At 69.8% G+C, this 24,754-nt stretch carries 26 protein-coding genes and 1 pseudogene; 7 read left to right on the top strand and 20 right to left on the bottom strand.

Annotated features, from left to right (window positions below; translation table 11 throughout):
- Positions 1-54: 54 nt before the first annotated feature.
- The 13 genes from ACODT0_RS11705 to ACODT0_RS11645 all read right to left on the bottom strand — a co-directional run bounded on the left by ACODT0_RS11705 (position 55) and on the right by ACODT0_RS11645 (position 11,492).
- A complete protein-coding gene (locus ACODT0_RS11705; RefSeq protein WP_296732194.1) occupies positions 55-762 on the bottom strand; it encodes a phytanoyl-CoA dioxygenase family protein in 708 nt (235 codons plus the stop codon).
- Between the two features lie 50 nt (positions 763-812).
- The gene (locus ACODT0_RS11700) at positions 813-1,853 is read right to left on the bottom strand and encodes a MerR family transcriptional regulator (RefSeq protein WP_413761735.1); all 1,041 of its coding nucleotides are present in this window, start codon (positions 1,851-1,853) and stop codon (positions 813-815) included.
- A gap of 82 nt (positions 1,854-1,935) precedes the next feature.
- A complete protein-coding gene (locus tag ACODT0_RS11695) occupies positions 1,936-3,045 on the bottom strand; it encodes a YeeE/YedE family protein (protein ID WP_093355170.1) in 1,110 nt (369 codons plus the stop codon).
- A 50-nt stretch (positions 3,046-3,095) separates the two neighbouring features.
- Positions 3,096-4,823, bottom strand: a complete 1,728-nt coding sequence (gene soxB / locus ACODT0_RS11690) for a thiosulfohydrolase SoxB (RefSeq protein WP_057593574.1) — start codon at positions 4,821-4,823, stop codon at positions 3,096-3,098.
- Positions 4,824-4,845: 22 nt separating this feature from the next.
- Positions 4,846-5,511 (bottom strand): sulfur oxidation c-type cytochrome SoxX, encoded by a 666-nt coding sequence (gene soxX, locus ACODT0_RS11685; protein WP_057593575.1) that lies wholly within the window; start codon positions 5,509-5,511, stop codon positions 4,846-4,848.
- An 11-nt stretch (positions 5,512-5,522) separates the two neighbouring features.
- Positions 5,523-6,326, bottom strand: a complete 804-nt coding sequence (soxA, locus tag ACODT0_RS11680; protein WP_057593576.1) for a sulfur oxidation c-type cytochrome SoxA — start codon at positions 6,324-6,326, stop codon at positions 5,523-5,525.
- Between the two features lie 9 nt (positions 6,327-6,335).
- Positions 6,336-6,647, bottom strand: a complete 312-nt coding sequence (gene soxZ, locus ACODT0_RS11675; RefSeq protein ID WP_172705585.1) for a thiosulfate oxidation carrier complex protein SoxZ — start codon at positions 6,645-6,647, stop codon at positions 6,336-6,338.
- Positions 6,648-6,694: 47 nt separating this feature from the next.
- Positions 6,695-7,150 (bottom strand): thiosulfate oxidation carrier protein SoxY, encoded by a 456-nt coding sequence (gene soxY, locus ACODT0_RS11670; protein WP_057593578.1) that lies wholly within the window; start codon positions 7,148-7,150, stop codon positions 6,695-6,697.
- Between the two features lie 49 nt (positions 7,151-7,199).
- The gene (locus tag ACODT0_RS11665; protein WP_489041350.1) at positions 7,200-8,258 is read right to left on the bottom strand and encodes a c-type cytochrome; all 1,059 of its coding nucleotides are present in this window, start codon (positions 8,256-8,258) and stop codon (positions 7,200-7,202) included.
- The gene (gene soxC / locus ACODT0_RS11660; RefSeq protein ID WP_057593580.1) at positions 8,242-9,585 is read right to left on the bottom strand and encodes a sulfite dehydrogenase; all 1,344 of its coding nucleotides are present in this window, start codon (positions 9,583-9,585) and stop codon (positions 8,242-8,244) included. Before soxC ends, ACODT0_RS11665 begins: the two co-directional genes overlap by 17 nt.
- Positions 9,586-9,604: 19 nt before the next feature.
- Entirely contained in the window at positions 9,605-9,907 is a 303-nt protein-coding gene (locus tag ACODT0_RS11655; RefSeq protein ID WP_409976580.1) for a c-type cytochrome, read from the bottom strand.
- Between the two features lie 164 nt (positions 9,908-10,071).
- Entirely contained in the window at positions 10,072-10,542 is a 471-nt protein-coding gene (locus ACODT0_RS11650) for a thioredoxin domain-containing protein (protein WP_489041349.1), read from the bottom strand.
- Positions 10,539-11,492, bottom strand: a complete 954-nt coding sequence (locus ACODT0_RS11645; RefSeq protein ID WP_489041348.1) for an MBL fold metallo-hydrolase — start codon at positions 11,490-11,492, stop codon at positions 10,539-10,541. Before ACODT0_RS11645 ends, ACODT0_RS11650 begins: the two co-directional genes overlap by 4 nt.
- Before the next feature lie 123 nt (positions 11,493-11,615).
- Here ACODT0_RS11645 and ACODT0_RS11640 point away from each other — a divergent pair, with 123 nt between their 5' ends.
- Entirely contained in the window at positions 11,616-12,032 is a 417-nt protein-coding gene (locus ACODT0_RS11640) for a DsrE family protein (RefSeq protein WP_261215120.1), read from the top strand.
- A gap of 22 nt (positions 12,033-12,054) precedes the next feature.
- On the opposite strand, the gene ACODT0_RS11635 is transcribed toward ACODT0_RS11640, so the two are convergent.
- Positions 12,055-12,381 carry an ArsR/SmtB family transcription factor gene (locus tag ACODT0_RS11635; protein WP_093355146.1) on the bottom strand — a complete coding sequence of 109 codons (327 nt, stop codon included), beginning with the start codon at positions 12,379-12,381 and terminating at the stop codon, positions 12,055-12,057.
- A 275-nt stretch (positions 12,382-12,656) separates the two neighbouring features.
- Here ACODT0_RS11635 and ACODT0_RS11630 point away from each other — a divergent pair, with 275 nt between their 5' ends.
- Genes ACODT0_RS11630 through ACODT0_RS11610 form a run of 5 tightly spaced genes read left to right on the top strand, consistent with a single transcriptional unit; the run spans position 12,657 to position 19,737 of the window.
- A complete protein-coding gene (locus tag ACODT0_RS11630; protein ID WP_057593589.1) occupies positions 12,657-13,766 on the top strand; it encodes an efflux RND transporter periplasmic adaptor subunit in 1,110 nt (369 codons plus the stop codon).
- A complete protein-coding gene (locus ACODT0_RS11625) occupies positions 13,763-16,873 on the top strand; it encodes a MexW/MexI family multidrug efflux RND transporter permease subunit (protein ID WP_489041347.1) in 3,111 nt (1,036 codons plus the stop codon). Before ACODT0_RS11630 ends, ACODT0_RS11625 begins: the two co-directional genes overlap by 4 nt.
- On the top strand, positions 16,870-18,369 hold the full coding sequence (locus tag ACODT0_RS11620; protein WP_489041346.1) for an efflux transporter outer membrane subunit: 1,500 nt from the start codon (positions 16,870-16,872) through the stop codon (positions 18,367-18,369). Before ACODT0_RS11625 ends, ACODT0_RS11620 begins: the two co-directional genes overlap by 4 nt.
- A 50-nt stretch (positions 18,370-18,419) precedes the next feature.
- Entirely contained in the window at positions 18,420-19,106 is a 687-nt protein-coding gene (locus ACODT0_RS11615) for a helix-turn-helix transcriptional regulator (protein WP_489041345.1), read from the top strand.
- A 49-nt stretch (positions 19,107-19,155) separates the two neighbouring features.
- Entirely contained in the window at positions 19,156-19,737 is a 582-nt protein-coding gene (locus ACODT0_RS11610) for a superoxide dismutase (RefSeq protein ID WP_413761743.1), read from the top strand.
- 4 nt (positions 19,738-19,741) lie between these two features.
- Here the strand turns inward: ACODT0_RS11610 and ACODT0_RS11605 are convergent, their stop codons facing one another.
- On the bottom strand, positions 19,742-20,119 hold the full coding sequence (locus tag ACODT0_RS11605) for a VOC family protein (RefSeq protein ID WP_261215102.1): 378 nt from the start codon (positions 20,117-20,119) through the stop codon (positions 19,742-19,744).
- Positions 20,120-20,410: 291 nt separating this feature from the next.
- On the opposite strand from ACODT0_RS11605, the gene ACODT0_RS11600 reads away from it, so the two are divergent.
- The gene (locus tag ACODT0_RS11600) at positions 20,411-21,394 is read left to right on the top strand and encodes a Bug family tripartite tricarboxylate transporter substrate binding protein (RefSeq protein ID WP_261215100.1); all 984 of its coding nucleotides are present in this window, start codon (positions 20,411-20,413) and stop codon (positions 21,392-21,394) included.
- 15 nt (positions 21,395-21,409) lie between these two features.
- On the opposite strand, the gene ACODT0_RS11595 is transcribed toward ACODT0_RS11600, so the two are convergent.
- From ACODT0_RS11595 to ACODT0_RS11575, 5 genes and pseudogenes are all read right to left on the bottom strand, one after another.
- Positions 21,410-21,808: a hypothetical protein gene (locus ACODT0_RS11595; RefSeq protein WP_422099670.1), complete on the bottom strand. Its 399-nt coding sequence runs from the start codon at positions 21,806-21,808 to the stop codon at positions 21,410-21,412.
- A gap of 173 nt (positions 21,809-21,981) precedes the next feature.
- Positions 21,982-22,239, bottom strand: a complete 258-nt coding sequence (locus tag ACODT0_RS11590; protein WP_057597808.1) for a hypothetical protein — start codon at positions 22,237-22,239, stop codon at positions 21,982-21,984.
- Between the two features lie 11 nt (positions 22,240-22,250).
- A complete protein-coding gene (locus ACODT0_RS11585) occupies positions 22,251-23,015 on the bottom strand; it encodes an SDR family NAD(P)-dependent oxidoreductase (protein ID WP_422099669.1) in 765 nt (254 codons plus the stop codon).
- A gap of 60 nt (positions 23,016-23,075) precedes the next feature.
- A complete protein-coding gene (locus tag ACODT0_RS11580) occupies positions 23,076-24,545 on the bottom strand; it encodes a GDSL-type esterase/lipase family protein (protein WP_489041344.1) in 1,470 nt (489 codons plus the stop codon).
- Positions 24,546-24,635: 90 nt separating this feature from the next.
- Positions 24,636-24,754, bottom strand: a pseudogene (locus ACODT0_RS11575) (branched-chain amino acid ABC transporter permease); the annotation flags it as partial.

Here is a 24,754-nt window from a genome sequence, read left to right as displayed (position 1 = left end):
TTTCGCGTGGCCGGTGAGCCGCGCCATGACGCCTCGGCGTCTTGTCGCGGCGCGTCAGGTGCCGAAGATGCAGCGCGTGGTCGCCATCATCCGCGGCTGCCTCGTCGCGTTGACCGAGGGCGTGTGCAGCACGCGCATGTCCATCAGGAACACGTCGCCGGCGCGGCCGCACATCTCGACGATGGCCAGGCCCTGCTCGCCCAGGCGGCGCTCCAGGTCCATCGGGTCCTTGAGCAGCTCGCGCAGCGCGGGTTGCGAATCCGAGGCCGGCCGACGCGTGTCGATGCGGTGCGAGCCCGCGAGCGCGAGCGTGGCGCCGCCATGCGGTGCCACGTCGTCGATCAGGAAGAAGGCCTGCACGCCGGGCAGCGGATCCTGCGGCCGCGCCGCGAGGTCCACATGCCAGTTCAGGGCCTGCAGGGTCCAGTCGCCTTGCCCTGGCGGCGACAGCAGCAGCTGCGTGCCCTGGGGGCCCGCCGCGGGCGGCGACGCGAGGCCGCCGAGCTCGGCGACGAGATCGAGCAGCGCCGGCGTGACCAGGGCTTCATGCAGGCCGGGCACGTTGACGAGCGCGGAGAGCTTGCCGATCTGCTGGAACAGCGGCAGGCGCCGCACCGCGCCCATCCCGCCCTTGGCGCCAGCCATGCGCTTGAGCTCGTCGCGCAGCTTCTCGCGCAGCGGGGCCACGCGGGACTTCGGGTGGAAGCCTTCGAGGTGGAGACAGCCGTGGGTCTTGAAACGATCGATCTGCGTGGGGCTCATGGAAGCATCGGGAGCAACTGCCGCCAGTGGAACACGCTGGCGGCCCGGCGTCAGCCGGCGGGATCCGACACCGTCGGCCGCCACGCGATCACGCCCTGCGTGCGCGCGCGCACCTCGGGTGTCGCGAGGCAGGTGGCGACGGCCTCGTAACCGGGTGCGCCTTCGAACGGCGCGACATAGGTCGGCGGGCTGTGATTCGCCGGGCACAGCAGGATCGACTCGAGCGCGCCGACCGCCGCGAGATCGAGGAAGGCACTGGAGCGCGTGAGCAGGAACAGCGGCCGCGCCCCGGCGCCGCGGCGGCGCAGATGGGCGATCAGCGCTTCCTGGGTCGCGTGGTCGAGGCCCTGTTCCACCATGTCGACGACGATGGCGGCTGGGCCTTCGGCTTCGAGGCCGGCCAGCAGCGCGACCAGGGCTTCGGATCCGGTGGCACCGTCCTCCACGAGCCAGGCCAGCGCGGCATCGACGCGCGCGCGCAGGCCGGCGTCCTCGCGCAACCGCGTGGCGGTGGCATCGCCCTCGGCGCGGTCCAGCGGCAGGAAGACCGCGCCCGGAAAACGTTCGGCGATGCGCAGCGCGAGCCGCGTCTTGCCGCTGCCCAGCGGGCCGACGATGTGGTTGATGGGCCGGATGTCGTTGAGCGCGAAGCGTTCGCCGCCCCAGGGCCAGGGCAGCTCGAATTCGAGCGCGGGTCGGGTGTCGGGCTGCAGCAGGCGCGCGAGTTCGCCGGGCGCGGGCAGGCGTCCGCGCGCGAGTTCGTCGCGCAGGCCGCGCACTCTGTCCAGCGTGGCGTCGAGCTCTCGCGCCTTGGCTTCGAGCGCCGCCTGATGCGCCGCCAGGGCTGGTGCCAGGCCTTGCGCGTCGCCCTGGAGCACGCGCGCCACCTGCGCGAGGCTCAGGCCCAGCGCGCGCAGCGCGACGATCTCGGTGGCACGCGCCATCTCGGCGGGCCCGTAGGAACGCCAGCCGGCCACCGTGCGCGCCGGCACCAGCAGGCCGCGCTGCTCGTACAGCCGCAGGGCCTTGGCGGACACGCCGAGCCGGCGCGCGGCCTCGGACGGGTTCAGGAAACGGGACGAAGGGTTCACGGAATCACCTCGGTTTTGCTGCGATGCCGTCTTTATCGAGGTGGCCGCAGGGGCCGGGTCAAGCATGGCGCGCCCCACGCACTCAAAGATCGCGCTGCAGCTGCCAGGCCTGGTACTTGAGGCTCGCCACCGCGCCCGCGACGATGCCGACGATCGCGGGCAGGCTCGCGAGACTCAGCGTGGAGAGCGCGCTCAGGCCCTGGCCGATGGTGCAGCCCATGGCGGTGACGCCGCCGATGCCCATCAGCACGGCGCCGCCCAGGTGGTGCGCGAGGTCGCCGCTGCCGGCGAAGCCCTCCCAGCGGAACTCGCGCGTCCACAGCGCCTGCGCGGCGGCACCCACGATCACGCCGGCCACCGAGGCGATGCCCAGGGTCAGCAGCTTGTTGGCGTCGCTGTAGAACATCAGCCAGTCGAGCGCATAGGCCACGGGCGTGACGAAGCTCAGCGCCTCGGCGCGGCCGGAGTTGGTGGCGAGGAACACGTGTTCGAGCGTGAGCGGATGCTCCTCGACCACGGCCCAGTGGCCGCTGAGCCACCAGGCGGCCACCACCAGCGCGCCGATGGCGAGCCCGCCCGCGAGGCTGCGCGCATCGCGCCGGCCCCAGGCGGCCCACGCGATCAGCGCGCCGCCCGCGACCAGGCCGATCGCGAGCCGCAGCGGCGCGGCCTGCATGCGCAGCGCGCCGGCCAGCACCTCGGGCAGCGAGGCATTGACGGCCAGCTCCAGGTGCACCGCGTCGACGGTGGCCACGCGCAGCACGGCGGTGATGCCCTTGAGCGTGGCGAAGGCCGCGATGCCCATCACCAGCAGCACGACCAGCGCCTTGAGGCTGCCGCCGCCGACGCGCACCAGCGTCTTGTTGCCGCAGCCCGAGGCCAGCACCATGCCGAAGCCGAACAGCAGGCCGCCCACCAGCGCCGAGAGCCAGAGGATGCGGTTCGATGCATAGAGCGTGCGGTCGGCATCGACCCAGCCCGCGAACACCAGCGCCGAGAAGCCGATCAGCGCGACGCCGCCGGCCGCGGCCCATTGCCGCACGCGCGTCCAGTCGCCGAGGTTGACCACGTCGCTGATCGCGCCCATGGTGCAGAAGCGCGTGGCGCGCGCCACGGCGCCGAACACGGCCGAGAGCGCGAAGGCGGCCGCGAGCGCGAACGAGGTGAGGAGGGAGACCTGTTCGACAGACATGCGGCGATTCTAGGGAGCGCGGCGTGCGGCCACGCTCCCACCCGCGGCCCTCAGGCCAGCCCCGGATTGGGCGCGACGTTCTTCAGCACCGGCGCCTCGGGCGCGCGCGCGGCCACCACCTTGCGCGACTTCAGCCAGGGCTCGATCACCTCCCACACCGGCTTGTTGCCGGCGCTGCGCGCCTCCTCGCTCACCGGCGCCCATCCCGCCACCTTGTAGGTGCGGCCGGCCTCGATGGGCTTGCCGTCCAGGCGCATGTCCTGGATGCGCTGGCCCATCGCGGCCGTCGGGTCGCAGGCGTACTGCAGGCCGCCCACGCGCACCATGTCGCCGCCCTGCTGGTAGTAGGGGTCGGGGTTGAACAGGTTGTCGCAGACGTCCTCGAGCACGGTCTTGAGCATCTCGCCGCTCATCGGCGTGACGGTGGCGTACGAGTAGGTGGTGGCGGTCATGTCCATCAGCCATTCGCGCGTGATGGGCTGGCCCGGCAGCAGCGAGGTGCCCCAGCGGAAGCCCGGCGAGAAGGCGATCGGCGCGTCCTGCACCTCCATCAGCGCGTCGAGCAGCAGCTGGTCGCCGGTGCCGTTGAAGTTGCCGCGCCGGTACAGCGTGCCGTCGGTGTGGGCCAGCGTCTCCGACAGCTTCGCTTCGTAGGGCGCGCGGATGCGCGCGATCAGCGCGTCCATCTCGCGGTCGGCCGGGATCAGGTCGGAGAACACCGGCAGCAGGCGATAGCGGAAGTCGCTGACCTTCTTGCCCTTGACCTCGAAATCGAGCACGCCGAGGAACTTGCCGTTGGAGCCGCCGTTGACCACGATGGTCTGGCCGCCGGCATTGCTCACCAGCGTGGGCATGGGCGTGCCGTCGTGCGTGTGGCCGCCGAGGATGGCGTCGACGCCGCGCACGCGGCTGGCCATCTTGAGATCCACGTCCATGCCGTTGTGCGAGAGCACGACCACCACCTGCGCGCCCTTGGCACGCGCCTCGTCCACCACGCGCTGCAGGTTGTCGTCCTGGATGCCGAAGGTCCAGTCGGCCACCATGTAGCGCGGGTTGGCGATCGGCGTGTAGGGAAAGGCCTGGCCCACGATGGCGCAGGGCACGCCGTTGATCTCGCGCATGACGTAGGGCTTGAAGACCGGGTCGCCGAAGTCGGCGGTCTTGACGTTCTGCGCGACGAACTCGACGCGGCCCGCAAAGTCCTTCTCGATGATCTCCTTCACGCGCTCCATGCCGTAGGTGAACTCCCAGTGCCCGGTCATCACGTCGACGCCGAGCAGCTTGCAGGCATCGACCATGTCCTGCGCCTGGGTCCACAGCGAGGTGGCCGAGCCCTGCCAGGTGTCGCCGCCGTCGAGCAGCAGCGCGCCGGGCCGGCTGGCCTTGAGCTGCTTGACCAGGGTAGCGAGGTGCGCGAAGCCGCCGACCTTGCCGTAGCGCTGCGCCGCGCGGTCGAAGTCGAGGTGCGTGAGCGCATGCGCCACGCGCGTGCCCGGTGCCACGCCCGCGGCCTTGAGCAGCTGCTCGCCGACCAGGTGCGGCACCTTGCCGCGCATGCTGCCCAGGCCGATGTTCACGCTGGGCTCGCGGAAGTACAGCGGCTTGAGCTGCGCATGGCAGTCGGTCATGTGCAGCAGCGACACGTTGCCGAAGCGCGGCAGCGCGTACATCGCATCGACGGCACCGGCCGCGCCGGCGCCGTCGTGGCGCCCCAGGCCCAGGCCGGCCACGCTGCCGGCACCCAGCAGTTGCAGGAACTCGCGCTTGGAAAGGTTCATGGAAGCGGCGGGCCCTCTGCGTCTATCGGTTGACCGGCGACTTCGGATCGAGCAGCAGCCCCATCACGTCGCGGATCTGCGCTTCGTCGAGGATGCCCGAGTGGCCGACGCGCGGCATGTTCGAGCAGGCGTTGTAGGCGCGCGCGTTCCAGAGCTTGCCCCAGGTGTACTCGACGATCGGCTTCGAGGCCGCGGCCGCCGGGTCGCTCACGCCGCGCAGCTTGCCGTACTGGTAGAGGCTGGGACCGAGGGTGCCGAAGGAGATCTCCTCCTTCGACATCTGGTGGCAGTTGTAGCAGTTGCCGCCGTTGGCCGGCCCCTTGGCGGAGGCAGCCGCGTCGGTCCAGGTCAGGCCGCGTCCGTTCTGCGCGATCTTCTCGCCCTCGCGCCAGTCGCCGACGAACCTGCCGTCGGCGGGCCAGCGGATGGTCTTCATGTTGGCCGCCTCGATCTCCTTGGCGGTCTTCTCGTCGAGCGGCTTGCCGCTGGCGTCGGCCTCGCTGCAGGCGCGGTTGGCCGGGTCCTGCACGAGGCGGTCGACCTTGGCGATGCCCTGGTCGCGGAACGAGCTCTTCAGGGCCTCGGCGGTGTAGCGGTCGATGTCGGCGGCGCTGTCGGCGCTCGCGCAGCCGAACAGGGCCAGCGCGCAGGCGGCCGCGACGGCGCCCAGGATGTGGTCGGCATTCATGTCGCGTTCCTTCAGCGCTTGATGGCCGGGGCCGTGGTCTTCACGCCCTTGCCGTTGACGCCCATGTACACGGCCAGCGCGATGGTCGCGTCGCTGGCATAGCCCGGGTAGGGAAAGCGCTGCTGGCGAAAGCAGTCGTTGAGCCGCCGCTGCATGCCCCAGAGCTCGCCCGAGGACACGCGGTAGGCCGGCCAGGCACCGAAGCCGTCGCCGGCGCCGGGGCTCTTCGTGAGGTTCGGCAGGTCCTGCAGCCGGATGCGCTTGTCGTCGGCGCCATGGCAGGTGGCGCAGGCGAAGTCGTGCGGTCCGGCGCGCAGGAAGAACAGGCGCTTGCCCACCTCGTAGGCGCGGCGCTCGCTCGCATGCGACTGCGGCAGGTTCAGCGCCATGCCCTTCGACTCGGCCGAGATCCAGGCCACCAGCGCCTCGAGGTTCTTCTGCTCGCCGCTGCCGAACGGCGTCTTCGCGATCTCGGCGGCATCGAAGCCCTGCAGGGTCTGCATGCAGGTCAGCAGGCGCGACTCCATGTCCTGCACGCGGCCGGTGTCGGCGAAGTGGCGCGGCAGCTCGGCGAACGCGCCCTTGACCACGCCCGGGCCCTTGCCGAGGTCGCACTTCTCGAGCGAGGCACCCTTGGGCCCGCGCTTCTGCTTCCAGAGGTCTTCGCCCTTGGCCTCGAACAGCTCGGCCGGGTTGCCGTCCTGCAGCAGCGCGCGGTACTCGGCGATGCCTTCGGCGGTGGTCTTCTGCGCGGCGGCGTGCAGCGACAGGCTGCCCGCCAGCAGCAGCAGGCACGGGAGTGGGATCTTGCGCATGGCGACCGCCTAGCTGACGGTGGCTTCGTCGGTGCGGGTGTCGCCGCGGTTGTCCTTCCAGGTCACCGAGATCTTGTCGCCCGCCTTCGCGCCCTTGAGCGTGAACTGCATGAACGGGTTCTTCGAGACCGCGGGGCCCCAGTCGGCCGTGAGCACGGTCTTGCCGTTGAGCGAGGCCGTGACCTCCTGGATGAACCAGGCCGGAATGGTCTTGCCGGCGGCGTCCTTGCGCTGGCCGGTTTCCATCTCGTGCGCCATCAGGATGCGGACGGTCGTCTTGTCGCCCGCGGCCTGGGCGCGGATGCGCATGGGATCTGCCATGGTGGGTCTCCTTCTCTCGTTGTTTCTTCGTGGGGACGGCGCGCGCGTCAGCCGCCGCAGCCGCCCAGCGTGACCTTGACTTCCTTCTTCGCGAACAGCGCCTTGCCGTCGTTCATGACGGCGATCGCGTACACGTCGGAGGACTGGCCCAGCTTGGCGCGCGTGGTGAAGTTCGGCTCGACGAACTCCGAGGTGTTGAAGATCGCGACCACCGCGTTCGGGTTCTTTTCGACCAGCAGCATCAGCTGCTTCACGCCGGCCAGCGAGGTCGCGACACTGAGCGGCACCACGGCGCCGTTCTCGGCGATGTCGGGGCCGGTGATCGTGACCTCCTTGCTCTCGGTGGGCGTGCCCGCGCCCACGGCCTTGAGCGCATCGGCCACGCTCTTGGCCTCGAAGGCTTCCTTGGTGTAGGCCAGCGCGCTGGCCGGCAGCCAGGCGCCGGTGGCGGCGAGGCCCGCGAGCGCGGCGGACTGCTGGAGGATCTGTCTGCGGTTCTTCATGGCTTGTCTCCTGTCGAATCGATGGTGGGCCGGGTGCGTGGCTGCCGCGTCATGGCCCGGCGCTTTCGGCGAGCCAGCGCGCCACGGCCCTGGCATCGTCGTCGCCGATGGTCTGCGGCGGCATCGGGATCGCACCCCATACGCCGCTGCCGCCGCTCTTGATCTTCTCGAGCAGGTGGTCGACCTGGCCCGGGTATTTCTTCGCGATGTCGGAGAAGGCGGGGCCGACGAGCTTCTGCGTCATGCCGTGGCAGGCGACGCAGCTGTTCTTCTCGAGCACGGCGAGCGGGGCCTTCGAGGCCGGTGCCGCCGCGGCGGGGGCACCGGCCTTCGCGGCCGGCGCGGTGTCGATGCCGCGCTGCGGGCCCACCAGCCGGTTCTGCTCGGCGAGGTTGCCGTGGCTGCCGCGCGCATGCGGCGGCAGCTGCGACACGGTCTGCGTGGCCGGCACGCAGTCGCGCATGCAGGCGACCGCCGCCACGTCGGGTTTCGCCGCGCGGCCGAATTCGTTGCCGGGCCACATCGCGTGCGCGGTGGTGGTGCCGTCGCGGTTCGGCATGCGCGCCTGCACCTCGCGGATGTTGCGGTCCGACAGCGTGAAGTCGTCGGGCACGATACCGCCGAGGTTCAGCATGTAGGCGGTGACGGCGAACACGTCGTCGGGCGTCAGCGACTTGGGCTGGTTCCAGGGCATGGCGCGGTAGACGTAGTCCCAGACGGTCGAGAGGCTCGCCACCTTCATCAGCGTGGTGCGGCCCGGAAAGGCCGGGTCCTTGAGCCGCGCGACGTGGCCGGTCTTGATGTCCTCGGCCGTGGTGCCGCCGACGATGGGGCTGAACACCTGGTTCGATTCGCCGAACACGCCATGGCACGAGGCGCACTTGCTCTCCCACAGGTCCTGGCCGCGCGCGACCGAGCCCGAGCCCTTGGGCAGGCCCTTGAAGTCGGGGCGCACGTCGATGTCCCAGGCCGCCACTTCCTTCGGTGTGGCGTCGCGCCCGATGCCCGGGTAGGCGGCCTTCGGCTGCGCCCAGGTGGCGATGCAGACGCCGCAGCCCGCGAGCGCCAGCAGCGCGCGCAGCACGATGCGGCTAGCCGAGCTGGACATTCGCCACCTCCCCGCTCGCCTGCACCTGCCAGGACTGGATCGCGTTGTTGTGATAGATCGAGCGCGTGCCGCGCACCGCGCGCAGCTGGCGGTAGCCGGGCTGCACGTAGCCGGTGTCGTCCATCGCGCGGCTCTGGATGATGGCCGGCGAACCGTCCCACACCCAGTCGATGTTGAAGCGCGTGAGGCACTTCGAGAGCACCGGCGACTCGAGCCGCGCGCTGCGCCAGTTGCGCCCGCCGTCCACGCTGACGTCGACGCGCTTCACCTTGCCGCGCCCCGACCAGGCGAGGCCGGTGATGTTGTAGAAGCCCTTGTCCAGCAGCATCTGCCCGCCCGAGGGCGTGGTCACCACGCTCTTGCATTCCTGCACGCTCGTGTACTGGCGGTGCTGGCCGTCGGGCATCAGGTCGACGTAGTGCACGGTCTCGTCCTTGGTGCCGTAGGGCATGTCGCCGAGCTCGATGCGACGCAGGTACTTGACCCAGCTCACGCCCTGCACGCCCGGCACCACCAGGCGCAGCGGGTAGCCCTGCTCGGGCCGCAGCATCTCGCCGTTCTGGCCGTAGGCCACCAGCACCTCGCCCGAGCGCACCAGGCTCATCGGGATGGTGCGCGTCATCGAGGAGCCGTCGGCGCCCTCGGCCAATACGAAGCGCTCGCCCTTGAGGTCGGCGCCGGCCATCTCGAGCAGCGTGATCAACGGCACGCCCGTGAACTCGCTGCACGAGAGCATGCCGTGCGTGTACTGCGCGGTGGGCACGGCGACGTTGCCCCATTCCATGCCGGTGTTGGCGCCGCATTCGATGAAGTGGAAGCGCGACACCGAGGGCAGCCGCATCAGCTCGTCGAGCGTGAAAACCTTGGCGGCCTTCACGAGGCCGTTGATCATCAGGCGGTGCTTCGAAGGATCGATGTCCCACCAGCCCTGGTGATGGCGCTCGAAGTGCAGGCCGCTGGGCGTGACGATGCCGAACAGCGACTGCAGCGGCGCGAACGAGACCGAGGCCTGCGCGGTCGGCGTGAGGCCGGGGCTCTGGCGGCGCTGCACGTTGGCCTCGTACTTCGAGGGCTTGCCGTAGCCGTCGGTGACCACGGGCTGGCCGAGGCCGGTGCTGTGCGCGGGCAGCTGGAGGATCGCGGGATCGCCATCGGCCTGCGCGAGCGCCGCCGTTGCCGCGCCGCCCGCGACGGCAGCGGCGAAGGCACCGCGGATGAAATCGCGCCGGCCCTTGCGCGCTTCCGAGAACACGGTGCGCACGCCCTGCGCGTCGACGAAGTTCTCGGGCGCCTTGCGCACCTGGCCGGGCTGCTGGATGTTGCTCATCGCAGGCCTTCGCAACTGCCTACTTGGCGCCGCCCAGCACCCAGGCGGCCAGCGACTTGGCGTCGGCCTCGCTCAACGCCGGCTGGCCCGGCATCGGCACCGGCCCCCACTTGCCGCTGCTGCCCTTCTGGATGCTCGCGGTGAGCACGGCCAGCGCATCGGACTGACCCGCGTACTTCTTCGCGACGTCCTGGTAGGCCGGACCCACGAGCTTCTTGTCGGTCGCGTGGCAGGCGAGGCAGGCGTTCTTCTGGGCCAGCTCCTTGCTCGCATGCGCCTGGGCGCAGATCAGCAATGCGGCGGCGACCGCGAGCGACGGCAACAACTTCAATTTCGTCTCCTCGAAACTCGCATCGAAGCTGCCAGTTTCATCGTTAAATAAGTAAATCGTTATGTATTGATTTTAGGAGTCCGTGCGTCGATGGGAAGGGCTTCGTGCCTGGGGGAAACCCGCTCGGCACGCTCATGCATAACGCTAGCTCGCGATCACACGCGCACGGCTGTACGGGCCTGGTTCAGCCGCTGCTCGAGGTAGGCACCGTAGAAATCCGAGGCCCCGCCCGCGAGCCGCTCGGCGACCTCGCGCGCGCCGCGGCCGAAGAACAGCAGCGTGGGCGCGACCGCGATGCCCCAGGCCGCGAGCAGGGCCTCGTGCGTGCGCGGCGCACCGTCGAAGTCGCGCACCATGCGGCGGTCGCGCAGGTCGATCTGCACCACGGGCAGGCCCGTCGCCAGCTCGGGCATCAGGTAGTGCTCGCGCACGATGCGGCAGAAGGGGCAGCCGCGCAGGCTGGCCATCACGACCAGCGGCTGCGAACGCGCGAGCGCATTGGCGAGCGCATCGGCCAGAGAGTCGGGCGCGGGCAGCGCCGACTCGGCGGCATGCGCCACGGGCCAGACGCACGACAGCGCGATGCCAGCGAGGGCGCCGCGCCGCGTGGGGCCGCGCGCGTTCATCGCGTCTCCTGCTCCATCAACAGGTAGGTGTTGTAGGCGTTCATGCGGTTCGCGGCCTTGAACAGCGGCATGGCTTCATAGCGCGACCAGTCGGTGGCCGCATAGGCTTCCTCGAAGGGCGTCATGTCGGCCGCGGCCTTGCGCATGGCCTCGCGCAGGAACACGAGGTAGTCGCGCGTGAGCTGCAGGTCCTGCTTCGGATCGGAGGAGGCCGGCCCGTGGCCCGGCACGATGGTGCGCGCATCGAGCGCGAGCAGCGCATCGAGCGCCGCGATCCAGTGGCGGCTGTCGGCCGTGCCCACGTAGGGAATGCGGTTGCGGAACACCACGTCGCCCGAGAACAGCACCTGCTGCTGCGGCAGGTAGATCGCGAGGTCCTCGGGCGTGTGGGCCGGGCCCGCGGGCTGGATCACGAAGCGCGTGCCGCCGATCGTCATCTCCGTGCGGCCCTCGAGCCAGACATCGGCCGGCACCAGCCGCGTGCTGTCGTCGATCCATGGCGCGAGGTCCTTGCGCGAGGCCTCGAGGCGCAGCCGCGCCGCGTCGGAGTACAGGTAGGTCCTGGCCAGCGCATGGGCGATCACCTGCGCGCCCAGCGCCTTGAACACCTGCAGGCCGTAGATGTGGTCGGCGTGGTAGTGCGTGAGGATCACGTGGCTGATCGGCTTGGGCGTGATGCGTCGGATCTCCCGCACCAGCCGCTCGGCCGCGGCCGGCGAACCGAGCGCATCGATCAGCACCACGCTGTCACGCGTGACGACGAAGCCCGCGTTCGAGATGAAGTTCTGGTTCTCGGCCGAGCCCAGTGCCGGCACGCCCTGCACGTAGTAGACATCGGGCGCGACGGCGCGCGGCGCGATGTCGGGCGCGGCGAGCGCGCTCGCCACGAAGAGGCCGAAGGCCAGCGGCCACAGCGTGCGAAGAAGCGCGCGAAGAAGGAGCGGGAACATCGTGGCGTCTCTCTTTTTTCATCGTCGCGCGATGCATCGCCGCGCGACCCCGGACTTGCCCGGCTGTAAATATAAGTAGAAGATGATATTTTGAGGTCCACAACAACAACCGAGGGTTTCCCCATGAGACAGGCATTCATCGCGTTCCTTCTGGCCATCGCGGCGTCGTTCGCCGGCGCGCAGCAGGTGGTCAAGGCGGTCTATCACGTCAACACCGGCGTCGAGACCAGCGCGGCCATCCTCGCCAACATCACGAACCACCTCAACGCCGACCCGAAGGCGAAGATCGTGGTGGTGACGCACGGCCCCGGCATCGACTTCCTGCTGAGCGACGCGAAGGACAGCAAGGGCCGCGAGTTCAGCGGCCCGGTGAGCGCCCTGGCCGCGCGCGGCGTGGTGTTCGACGTCTGCAACAACACGCTGACCACGCGCAACATCGACGCGGGCCGGCTGCTGATGGAAGCGAAGGTGGTGCCCTCGGGCGTGGCCGAGGTGGCGCGGCTGCAGGCGCAGGAAGGCTACGTCTACCTGAAGCCCTGAGGGCGGCGGCCCGCCACGGGCCTCAGGCCTGCTCGATGGCGATCTGCACGCAGATGCTGCGGCACAGCGCCACCACGGTCTCGTTCGCGATGCTGTAGTAGATGCTCACGCCCTCGCGGCGCCGCGCGAGCACGCCCGCCTGGTAGAGGGTGTTGAGGTGCTGCGACATGTTGGGCTGCGTGGTGTCGATCTCGGCCAGCAGCTCGCTCACGTTCTTCTCGCCGTTGCACAGCAGGCTGACGATCTTCAGCCGCATGGGCGCGGCCATGGCCCGGAACAGCTCGGCAGCGATGTCGAAGACCTCGTCCTCGGTGACGGCCGCGGGCTTTTTTCGGGACTTGGTGGCCATGCTGAAAGATTTTTGAGCAGGCCGCAATGTACATCGGCCCCCGGCCCCGCGCGCAATGCACGGCCGCCGGACCGGTGAATCGCGCGCGTCACAAACCCTCCCCATCGCCCGTCTTCGCTGCAGCGGCATGTGCCGCTCGACCTTCGGAGATTCCAGATGCGCGACACGACCCGGATAGCCCGCCTTCATCGGGGGCATTGCTTTCCTTTATTCGACAGGCCGCCACGAGCTCGCCAATAATCCAAGCACTTTCTTTGATTAATAACGGTATGATCATGAACGCACGATCAAGGGCCTGGCTCGGTGCCGGCTTCGCGGCAGTGGTGGTGGGAGGGGCCGGCTATGGCCTCGTGGCGAAATCCAGAGCGGCCGACGGCGGCGGTGGCGGCGGCATGCCGCCGGCGCAAGTGGCGGTGGCCGCGGCGCGGCAGACCGAACTGCCGCGCTTCCTCAGCGGCATCGGCACGCTGGAGGCGAACCGGCAGGTCGAGGTGCCGGCCGAGGTGGAGGGGCGGATCGCGAAGATCCTCTTCACCGCAGGTGCCGAGGTGCGCGCGGGCCAGTTGCTGGTGCAGCTCAACGACGCACCCGAGCAGGGCGACCTCGAACGGCTGCAGGCGCAGCGCGCCAATGCGAAGGCATTGCTCGAGCGCACGCGCCGGCTGCTGCCGCAGCAGGCCGCCACGCAGGAGCAGCTCGACCAGGCGCAGGCCGGCTACGACCAGGCCAGCGGCGAGCTGCGGCGGGTGCAGGCGCAGATCGCCCAGAAGCGCATCGTGGCGCCCTTCGACGGCCGGCTGGGCCTGCGCAAGGTCAACCTCGGGCAGTTCGTGCGTGCCGGCGATGCACTGGTCTCGCTGACCGACGCCCGCACGCTGCTCGCGACCATCACCCTGCCCGAGGCCGCCCTGCCCGCGCTCCAGCGCAACCAGCAGGTGCTGCTCAACGTCGACGCCTGGCCCGGCCGCGCCTTCCAGGCCCGGCTCAGCGCGATCGAGCCGCAGATCGGCAGCGACACGCGCACCGTGCGGCTGCAGGCCGCGATCGACAACGCCGACGGCGCGCTCGCGCCCGGCATGTACGTGAGCGCGCGCGTGGCGCTGCCGCCGCGCGCCGACGCCATCACCGTGCCCGAGACCGCCATCACCTACAGCACGCACGGCGACTCGGTCTACGTGGTGCGCCCGGCCGACAAGGGCGAGGGCTTCGTGGTGCAGCAGCTGTTCGTGACGGCCGGCGACCGGCAGGACGGCCAGGTGGTGATCGAGAAGGGCCTGCAGGCCGGCGAGCGCGTCGTGACCTCGGGCCAGCTGCGCCTGTACGGCGGCGCCGCGGTGCAGCCGATGGACAAGGACACGCTGGCCGTGCGGGAGCGCAAGTCATGAGATTCACCGACCTGTTCGTGCGCCGGCCGGTGCTGGCGCTGGTGGTGAGCACGCTGATCCTGCTGCTGGGTGCGCGTGCCCTCGGCTCGCTGCCGGTGCGCCAGTACCCGCTGACCGAGAGCACCACGCTGACCATCACCACCCAGTACCCGGGCGCCTCGCCCGAGCTGATGCAGGGCTTCGTCACGCAGCCGATCGCGCAGGCGGTGGCCACGATCGAGAACGTCGACTACCTGTCGTCCTCCTCCACGCTGGGCCGCAGCGTGATCACCGTGCGCATGAAGCTCAACGCCGACGCCAACCAGGCGCTCACGCAGGCGATGGCGCAGGTGAGCCAGGTCAAGTACCGGCTGCCGCAGGAGGCCTTCGACCCGGTGATCCTCAAGTCCTCGGGCGAGGCCACGGCCGTGGCCTACGTGGGCTTCTCGAGCAAGACCATGGGCATGCCGGCGCTCACCGACTACCTCTCGCGCGTGGTGCAGCCGCAGTTCGCGTCGATCGAGGGCGTGTCGGGCGTGGAGGTCTCGGGCGGCCAGACGCTGGCGATGCGCGTGTGGCTCGACGCCAACCGCATGGCCGCGCGCGGCATCTCGGCCGGCGAGCTGGCCGACGCGCTGCGCCAGAACAACGTGCAGGCGGCGCCGGGCCAGGTCAAGGGCCTGTACGTGGTGTCGAACATCCGCGTCAACACCGACCTGGTGAACGTGGCCGAGTTCCGCGACATGGTGATCAAGCGCGACGGCGATGCGCTGGTGCGCCTGGGCGACGTGGCCACGGTCGAGCTCGGCGCGGCGAGCGCCGACGTCAGCGCGATGATGGACGGCGACAAGGCCATCTACCTCGGCCTGCAGGCCGCGCCCAACGGCAATCCGCTGGTGATCGTGAAGCGCATCCGCGAACTGCTGCCCGGCATCAAGCAAAACCTGCCCGCGGGCGTGGAGGTGCAGCTGCCGTTCGAGCTCGCGCGCTTCATCGAGGCCTCGATCGACGAGGTGCGCCACACGCTGCTCGAGGCGGTGGTGATCGTGGTGCTGGTGATCTTCCTGTGCCTGGGCTCGGTACGCGCGGTGCTGATCCCGGTGGTGACCATTCCGCTGTCGATGCTGGGCGCCGCGGCGCTGATGCTGCTGTTCGGCTTCTCGATCAACCTGCTCACCCTGCTGGCGATGGTGCTGGCGATCGGGCTGGTGGTGGACGACGCGATCGTGGTGGTGGAGAACGTGCACCGCCACATCGAGGAAGGCAAGTCGCGCGTGCAGGCGGCGCTGATCGGCGCGCGCGAAGTGGCCGGCCCGGTGATCGCGATGACGCTCACGCTGGCCGCGGTCTACGCGCCGATCGGCCTGATGGGCGGGCTCACCGGCTCGCTGTTCAAGGAGTTCGCCTTCACGCTCGCGGGCGCGGTGGTGGTGTCGGGCGTGATCGCGCTCACGCTGTCGCCGGTGATGAGCTCCTTCCTGCTGCCGCAGGACGCCACCGGCACGCGCATGGCGCGGCTGGCCGAGGGCTTCTTCCACCGCCTGGCCACCGGCTACGGCCGCGTGCTCGACGTGTCGCTGCGCCACCGCTGGGTGACGGGCGCGCTGGCCGCGGTGGTGCTCGCGAGCCTGCCCTTCCTCTACAACGCCGCGCAGCGCGAGCTCGCGCCCGGCGAGGACCAGGCCATGGTGCTGACCGCGATCAAGTCGCCGCAGCACGCCAACATCGACTACGTCGAGAAGTTCGGCAAGAAGTGGGACGACGTGTTCGCCGCGCTGCCCGAGAACACCGGCCGCTGGCTGATCAACGGCTCCGACGGCGTGTCGAACTCGATCGGCGGCGTGCAGCTGTCCGACTGGAAGGACCGCCAGCGCAACGCCGACCAGATCCAGCACGAGGTGCAGGGCAGCATGGGCGCGGTGGAAGGCAGCAATATCTTCGCCTTCCAGCTGCCCTCGCTGCCGGGCTCCACCGGCGGGCTGCCGGTGCAGATGGTGATCCGCAGCCCGGGCGACCACCGCAGCGTGTTCGAGGCCATGGAGGCGCTCAAGAAGGCGGCACGCGAGAGCGGCAAGTTCGCCGTGGTCGACAGCGACCTCGAGTTCAACAACCCGGTGGTCGAGGTGCGCGTGGACCGCGCCAAGGCCAACAGCCTGGGCGTGACCATGAAGTCCATCGGCGACACGCTGGCCGTGCTGGTGGGCGAGAACTACGTCAACCGCTTCGGCATGGACGGCCGCTCCTACGACGTGATTCCGCAGACGCCACGCGAGCAGCGGCTGACGGCCGAGGCGCTGTCGCGCTACTTCGTGAAGAGCGCGAGCGGCCAGCCGGTGCCGCTGGCCAACCTGGTGCAGCTGTCGACCAGCGTGGGCCCGAACAAGCTCACGCAGTTCAACCAGCTCAACGCCGCCACCTTCCAGGCCATTCCGATGCCCGGCGTGACCATGGGCGACGCGGTGGCCTTCCTGAGCGCCGAGGCGAAGAAGCTGCCGGCCGGCTTCAGCTACGACTGGCAGTCCGACGCGCGCCAGTTCACGCAGGAGGGCTCGGCGCTGGTGCTGGCCTTCGTGTTCGCGATCGTCGTGATCTACCTGGTGCTGGCCGCGCAGTACGAGAGCCTGCGCGACCCGCTGATCATCCTGGTCAGCGTGCCGATGTCGATCTGCGGCGCGCTGGTGCCGCTGGCGCTGGGCTTCGCGACCATCAACATCTACACCCAGATCGGGCTGGTGACGCTGATCGGGCTGATCAGCAAGCACGGCATCCTGATGGTGGAGTTCGCCAACGAGATCCAGATGCGCAAGGGCTTCGACCGCCGCGCCTCGATCGAGGAGGCCGCGCGCATCCGCCTGCGGCCGATCCTGATGACCACGGCCGCGATGGTGGTGGGCCTGGTGCCGCTGCTGTTCGCGAGCGGCGCGGGCGCCAACAGCCGCTTCAGCATCGGGCTGGTGATCGTGGTCGGCATGCTGGTGGGCACGCTGTTCACGCTGTTCGTGCTGCCCACGATGTACACGCTGCTCGCGCGCGACCACCGCGCCGCGGGGCAATCGAAGCGCGCGGCGGAGCTCGCGGCGCTCGAGGACGGCCCGGCGACACCGGCCACCGCGGGCAGTCACGCATGAAGCACGGGAGAACGACCATGAAGGCCTTGACCCTTTCCCCGTCGACGCTGGCCACGGCACTGCTGCTGGCCGGCTGCGCGGTCGGCCCGCGCTACGCGGCGCCCGAGACCTCGCCGGTGACGATCGCCGCGCCCGAGCGCCACCTGTTCGCGCCCGACGCGGTGCAGCGCGACTGGTGGCGCCAGCTCGAGGATGCGCAGCTCGACGCGCTGATCGAGCGCGCGCTGGCCGCCAACCACGACATCCGCATCGCGCAGGCGCGGCTGCTCGAAGCCCGCGCCGTGCAGGACGAGGCCGAGCTCGACCGCTGGCCCACCGTGACGATGGGTGCGAGCAAGACCCGCGGCATCGCGCAGGGCAACGGCGTGCCGGCCGAGGCCCGCACGCTGGCCGAGAGCAGCCGCCTGGGCTTCGACGCCGGCTGGGAGATCGACCTGTTCGGCCGCCTGCGCCGGCTCGACGAGGCCGCCAGCGCGCGCGCCGAGGCCCAGGCCGCCGACCTCGAGCAGGCGCGCATCGTGGTGGTGGCCGAGCTCGCGCGCAACTACTACGAGATGCGCGGTGCCGAGCAGCGGCTCGCGGTGACGCAGCGCACGCTGCAGAGTCTGCGCGACAGCCTGCGCGTGACCGAGGCCCAGGTCGGCATCGGCCGCGGCCTCGCGGGCGACCTCGCGAGCGCGCGCGCCAACCTCGCGAGCACCGAGGCCCAGCTGCCGCTGTTCGAGACCGCGCGCCGCCAGGCCGCGCATCGCGTGGCGGTGCTCGCGGCACTGCAGCCGGCCGAGCTCGAGCCGATGCTCGCGCCGCGCCCGCTGCGGCTGCTCGCCAAGCGGCTGCCGGTGGGCGACCTCGGCGACCTGCTGCGCCGCCGGCCCGACGTGCTGCGCGCCGAGCGCGGCCTGGCAGCGAGCACGGCCGACGTGGGCGCGGCCACGGCCGCGCTGTACCCGCGGCTCGACATCGGTGGCTTCCTCGGCTTCATCGCGCTGCGCGGCTCGGACCTGGGCAGCGGGTCGAGCCGCGCCTTCAGCCTCACGCCGGGCCTGAGCTGGCCCGCGCTGCGGCTGGGCTCGGTGCGCGCGCAACTGCGCGGCGCGCAGGCGCGCGCGCAGGGCGAGCGCGCGGCCTACGAGCAGACCGTGCTGCGCGCCATCGAGGACGTGGAGAACGCGCTCACCGGCTACGGCCAGAACCAGCAGCGGCTGCAAAGCCTGGTGCTGGCCTCGGAACAGAGCGCGCGCGCGGCCGAGCTGGCCGAGGTGCGCTACCGCGAAGGCGCCGCGCCCTACCTGTCGGTGCTCGATGCGCAGCGCACGCTGCTGCGCGCGCAGGATGCGGTGGCCGAGGCCGAGACCGCCTCGTACACCAGCCTGGTCGCGCTCTACAAGGCCGTGGGCGGCGGATGGCAGGCGCCGGACGCCCCGACCGCGGGCCACGACGCGGGCGCGGCCAAGGGGCTTTCGGGCGTTTCCGCGAAGGACGCCCCGAGCACCTGACAATGCAAGGGTTGCCGCCTTTACGTTCCGCTCCCCACGAAGACCGCGCCATGTCCGCCAACGACACCGCCGACGCCAAGACCGCCTGGACCCCGCACCAGCCGGCCGACCGCATCCTCTCGACGCTCAAGACCCGCGGCGCGCTCGGCATCCCCGACATCGCCAAGGTGCTGCAGGTCACGGTGGAGGCGGTGCGCCAGCAGATGGCCAAGCTGCAGGCCGAGGGCCTGGTCGACGCCGAGAGCCGCAGCGCCGGGCGCGGCCGGCCGACGCAGATCTGGCGGCTCACGGCCTCGGGCCACGCGCGCTTTCCCGACACCCATGCCGAGATGACGGTGCAGATGATCAGCGCCGTGATCCAGGTGTTCGGCGAGAAGGGCATGGACCAGCTGATCGGCGCGCGCGAGGAGGCCATGCGCGCCAGCTACCGCGAGGCGCTGCGCGGCGCGCGCGGCATCGCCGCGCGGCTGGAGCGGCTGGCCGAGGTGCGCAGCCGCGAGGGCTACATGGCCGAGTACCGCCCCGACGACGAGGGCGAGGGCTTCCTCTTCATCGAGAACCACTGCCCGATCTGTACCGCGGCGCGCGCCTGCACGGGCTTCTGCCGCAGCGAGCTGCAGCTCTTCGACGAGGTGCTCGGGCCCGACGTGGCCGTGAGCCGCGTCGAGCACATGCTCGCGGGCGCGCGGCGCTGCGCGTACCGCGTCGTTCCCAAGGCGGGCAAGGGCGCCGGCTGAGCGCCCGACCCGCATCTTTTTCTTTTTTACCAACCAGAAGGACCCCACGATGGAACACACCCTGCCTCCCCTGCCCTACGCCCTCGACGCACTGGCACCCGAGTACTCGAAGGAGACCCTCGAGTACCACTACGGCAAGCACCACAACGCCTACGTGGTGAACCTCAACAACCTGCAGAAGGGCACCGAGTTCGAGTCGATGACGCTCGAGGAGATCGTCAAGAAGTCCAGCGGCGGCATCTACAACAACTCGGCCCAGATCTGGAACCACACCTTCTTCTGGAACTGCATGAAGCCGCAGGGCGGCGGCGCTCCCAGTGGCGCGCTGGCCAAGGCCATCGATGCCAAGTGGGGCAGCTACGACGCCTTCAAGGAAGCCTTCGTGAAGTCGGCCGTGGGCAACTTCGGCTCGGGCTGGACCTGGCTGGTGAAGAAGGCCGACGGCAGCGTGGACATCGTGAACACCGGCGCCGCCGGCACGCCGCTGACGACCGCCGACACGGCGCTGCTGACGGTCGACGTCTGGGAACACGCCTACTACATCGACTACCGCAACCTGCGTCCGAAGTTCGTCGAGACCTTCCTGGCCAAGCTGGTCAACTGGGGCTTCGCCGAAAAGAACTTCGGCTGATCGATCAGCCGTTGATCAGGTTCAGGATGTTCCCGTCGGGGTCCTTGAACCACGCGACCTTCATGTCGCCCATGACATGGAGGTCGCCCTCGTGCCGCGTGCCGGGCATGTCGTAGCGCTCGAAGCGCACGCCCTTGGCCCGGAGGGCGGCGACGAGGCGCTCGATGTCCGCCCCTACCTGCCAGGTGACGGCCGTCGCCTGATTGGTGCCGGCGAACGACGAGCGGTACACGTTGAGGCGCGTGTTGCCGCTGCGGTAGACGATGACCTCGTCGCCCTCGGCGTCGACCTGGGCCAGGCCCAGCGTGTCCTCGTAGAAGCGGCGCGCCGCCGCCAGGTCCTTCACCGCGAGATTGGCCACGGCATCGATGTTTCCGAGCATGGAGCCTCCTGTTGTGGGCAGCAATGAATACTCAACCGTTCGGTGAAGTATTCGATCTCCCCGGGCGCCCTGTCAAGCCGCGTCAAGGCTCGTCACAAAGCCGTTGCCGCGGCGCCGCGCGGGCTCATCGGAGAGAATCGCCGTCCCCGGGCCAGCGCGCACCGAGACGAGGGCCATCGCGAAGCGCGAAAACCCGCGCCGAGCGCTTCCGGCACACTGCATCCCCGGCGCGGCGAGACCCGCCCCGGTGGCCGGCGCCAGGCCCCAACCCCTAGAGCAGAGACAACACCCATGATCCGCAGACTCCTTCGTCCGCTGGCCCTCGCGCTGGCGCTTCCGCTGGCCTTCGGCGCCGCCTCCACCGCTCAGGCCCAGGCCTGGCCCGCCAAGCCCGTGCGCATGATCGTGCCCTTCCCGCCCGGCGGCGGCACCGACATCCTGGCGCGCCTGGTGGCCCAGAAGCTCACCGAGACCAACCACTGGACCGTGGTGCCCGACAACCGCGCGGGCGCCGGCGGCACGATCGGCATCGCCGAGGCCGCGCGCGCCGCGCCCACGGGCTACGACATCGTGATGGGCCAGAAGGACAACATGGTCGTCGCGCCCTGGCTCTACAAGAACCTCAGCTACGAGCCGACCAAGGACCTGACCGCGGTGGCCCACGTGGCCTTCACGCCCGTGGTGATCGTCACGCAGGCCAACTCCAAGTACAAGACGCTCGACGACGTGGTGAAGGCCGCGCGCGCCGCGCCCGACACCGTCACCTACGGCTCGCCCGGCAACGGCACCACCATCCACCTGGCCGGCGAGATCTTCAACGGCGCGGCCAAGATCAAGATGCGCCACGTGCCCTACAAGGGTTCGAACGCGGCCATGATGGACGTGCTCGCGGGCAACGTCGACCTGATGGTGTCGTCGGTGCCTTCGGCCATGGCCCAGATCAAGGCCGGCAAGCTGCGCCCGCTGGCCGTGACCTCGGCCAAGCGCAGCAGCTCGCTGCCCGACACGCCCACCGTGGCCGAGCTCGGCTACAAGGGCTTCGACGTGAGCACCTGGTACGGCCTGTTCGTGCCGGCCAAGACGCCCAAGGACGTGATCGCCACCCTGAACGCCGAGGTCAACAAGCTGCTGGCCACGCCCGAGATGCAGGCCGCGATCATCGCGCAGGGCGCCGAACCGCAGAGCATGACGCCCGAGCAGTTCGGCACGCTGCTCAAGACCGACTACGAGAAGTGGAAGGGCATCGTGCAGGCCTCGGGCGCGACCATCGAGTAAGCGCGACGCCGGACCTCAGCGCGCCGACACGGGCATCGGCGCGGCGGGCAGCACCAGCGGCGCGCCCGAGCGCGAAGCCCGGTCCCATCCGGGGTGCCGCTGCGCACGCTCGAGTTCGGCCGTCACTTCGGCGCGCGTCTTCGGCTGGGCATTGGTCGCCGGAACCGGCGTGCCGTAGGCCAGGAAGTTCTTCCATTTCGGATCGCTTCGCGCCGTCGCCAGCTCCTGGCCGACCTGGTCCGTCGACTTGCCCGAGCCGGCCAGTTCCGCATGGGTCTTGATGCCCGCTTCGTTGGCCGCGAAGTGCGAAGGCGCATCGACGTGCTGCACGCTCTGCTGGGCAAGGGCCACGGCCGGCACGAGGCCAGCCAGGACGGAAGCGGCCGCGAGCGCGAGGATTTTTCTGTTCGACATGCATATCTCCTGTGGTTGTTCCCCGCGGCTGGATGTCAGGCGCGGGGGTGGAGATACGGCGAGGTGCGTGGGCGTGCCATCCGGGGCGTCGATCTCTCCACGCCCACACACTAGGAACGCAAACCGACGCGGACTTATCCGCCCGGTTACGTTCTCGTCATCCGGAGCCCGTCTCAGTCCGGCACGAACTTGCGGTTGAACACCGCCACGTCCGACTCGAGCTCGAAGGCCGCGAGCTGGCCCATCTTGCCGTCGCTCGCGCGGCAGGCCGCGAACAGGCTGTAGCGGCCCTGGAAACCGAATTCGTCCATCACGATCAGCGCGTACGGGTACGGCACGAAGACCTGGTGCGTGAAGACGACGCGGTGCCGGTTGCGCGGCGAGGGAAAGAGCTTGTACTCGCCGGTGTCGATGCCCTGGGCGGTGGCCATGGCGCGGGTGCTCAGTCCGGATCGCGCACGTCGGCCACCGGCTTGGCGCCGAAGTCCGCGCGCGCGAGGTACTTGAGCACCTTCGCGGCCGCGCTCGCGGGGCTGTCGAGCAGGCCCTCGCTCTTGAGCTTCTCGAAGCGCGTGCGGTCGGGGAAGTTCTCGGCCGAGGCGCCACGCAGTTGCACCTGCATGTCGGTGTCGATCACGCCGGGCGCCAGCGACACGATGCGCGCGCCGTTCGGCAGGTTCGCCTCCTCGAGCGCGACCGCGCGCGAGTAGTGGTCCATGCCGGCCTTGGCCGCGCAGTACGGTGCCTGGCTGCCCATCGCGTTGCGGCCCAGGCCCGAGGAGATGTTGAGCACCTTGCGCGCGCCGCGCCAGCCGCGCGTACCGCCGAGGAAGGCCGCCGTCAGCAGCAGTGGCGCTTCGAGCCCGATGCGCAGCGCCTGCGAGAGCTCGGCATCGACCGCGGCCGCGAGCGGCGCCGGATTGCCGACCGTGCCCGCGTTGTTGATCAGCGTGACGGCGTCGAAGCGCTGGGCGTCCTGCGCCGTCAGCCATTCGCGCAGGCGCGCGGCCGAGGCGACGGGATCGGACAGGTCCTGTTCCCATTGCACGAGTTCGACGCCGGCCGCCTTCGCCTGTTCGGCGAGCTCGGGGCTCTGGCGGCGCGAGATGCACAGCAGGACGTGGCCGGGCTGCAGCAGCTGTTCGGCCATGGCGCGGCCGAGGCCGCGCGATGCGCCGGTGATGAGGTAGAGGTGGGAGGTGGGCATGGGGCGATGATAGTCATCGCGCCGAGGAGACGCCGCTGCCCTCCTCCATGCCCGGTCCGCTCAGTTGGATGGCGGGAATTCGAGCCCGTTGCAAGGCGCGGCCGGCTTCTCCTTCTTTCCGTACAGGACGTCGTAGGCCAGGGTCCCCATCACGTCGAGACCGCGCGTGTTCAGGTGGATGGGACTGCCCGGCATGTAGCAATCGCTCGAGAGCGCGAGCGGCATGCTCGCGGGATTGCTCACCACCGCGGGGAAATCCATGACGCCATCGAAGTTTCCGGGCGTCTTGATCCATTCGTTGATCTTGAGCCACTTGCCGTAGTTGGCGGGGTTGTCGACGAAATAGGTCCTGCCCGCTTCCCCGATGCCGGGAATGTTTCCGATCGGCGTGTTGACGCCGCCATAGACCCTGATCTTCCTCTCGCGGGCCGTTTGGACGAAATGCTTGTACTGCTCGATGATCTGTTCCGGGGTGTAGCGGTTGAGGTCGTTGTCGCCGGCCAGGATGACGATGTCCGTCGGATCGCGGGACAGCACGTCGCGCTCGAACCGGCTGCGCAGGGAGGGGCCGCTGCCCGAGTCGATCATGGAGTTGCCGCTGATGCCCGCATTGCCCACGCCGAGCGGTTCGCCATTGGAATTCGCCAGCTTCGACAAGACGGCGGGCCATGGCTCCTGAATGCCCTTGGCGCCGAATCCGGCCGTGATCGATTCGCTCATCGCAATGACGACGCGGGTCTCTTCGGGCGCGAGCACCTTGACCTCGCTGAGGCTGAAAGCCCCGTTGTAGGTCTGATAGTTCGGTGCCGCCGCCTTGATCGATGCTTCGCCCGAGACATCGCGATTCCTCACCACGAAGTACCCGGGAAGCGGGACGGCACTTTCCATGTGCATGTCCGCATACTGGGTGCTTCCCTGGAAATGCAGGGTGACCAGCAGGTCGGAGAGCTTCGGCACGTTCATCGACACGGGATCGCTCAGCAACTCCGTCCCCGCGGGAACCTCGGCCAGGGTCTTGCCGCCATTGAAGGTCAGGACCTTGCGCGTGCCGAGGTCGATGGCCGTCGGATCCGAGGCCTTGCCGGCATCGGGCAGCGCCACGCTGGCATGGTCGACGCGCATGGTGGCGGTGCCGAAGACATTGGACAGCCGGATCCGGACGCCCTCGCCGCCCACGCTCGTCCGGATGCGCATCCGGACCGTGTCGGAGTTTTCGTTCTGCGGGATGTTGGGGTACAGCGCGGCCTGCCAGGTCGTGGCCCATTTGGTCTTCTTCTCGGTAGGAGCCACTTCCGTCGGCACCGACGGCTCGACCGGCGGCACGGGCACGACGGCGGGTGGAGGCGGGCCCGAGGACCCTGCCGCATTGGCGGCAACGACCGCCGCGATCGCCGCGGCGTTTGCGTTGTCGTCGCCGCCTCCACCACCACAGGCTGCCACGGCCCCGACGACCACCGTCGCCCAGGCCGTGCGCCATACCGTCTTGAACAGGACCTGGCCCACGAACAACGTTTCGAACTTTCTTTTCATGTTGCCTCCTTGAGTTGCTGACTTTCCGGGTTGGATTCGCGCTCTACATCGACACCTCGCTGATCGAGAAAGAAGGGAGAGGGACCGCGGCTACCTGCCGCGCTTGCGGCCCTCGGCGAGGCGCTCGATCAGGCTGTTCAGTTCGCCCATGATTCCCTTGCGGAAGGCGAGCACGCAGATCACGAAGATCAGGCCCGTGACCATGGTCA

Source organism: Variovorax sp. FG153 (assembly GCF_057809595.1).
Note: the sequence above shows the minus strand (reverse complement) of the source record. Positions and strands in the feature narration are given on the sequence as shown.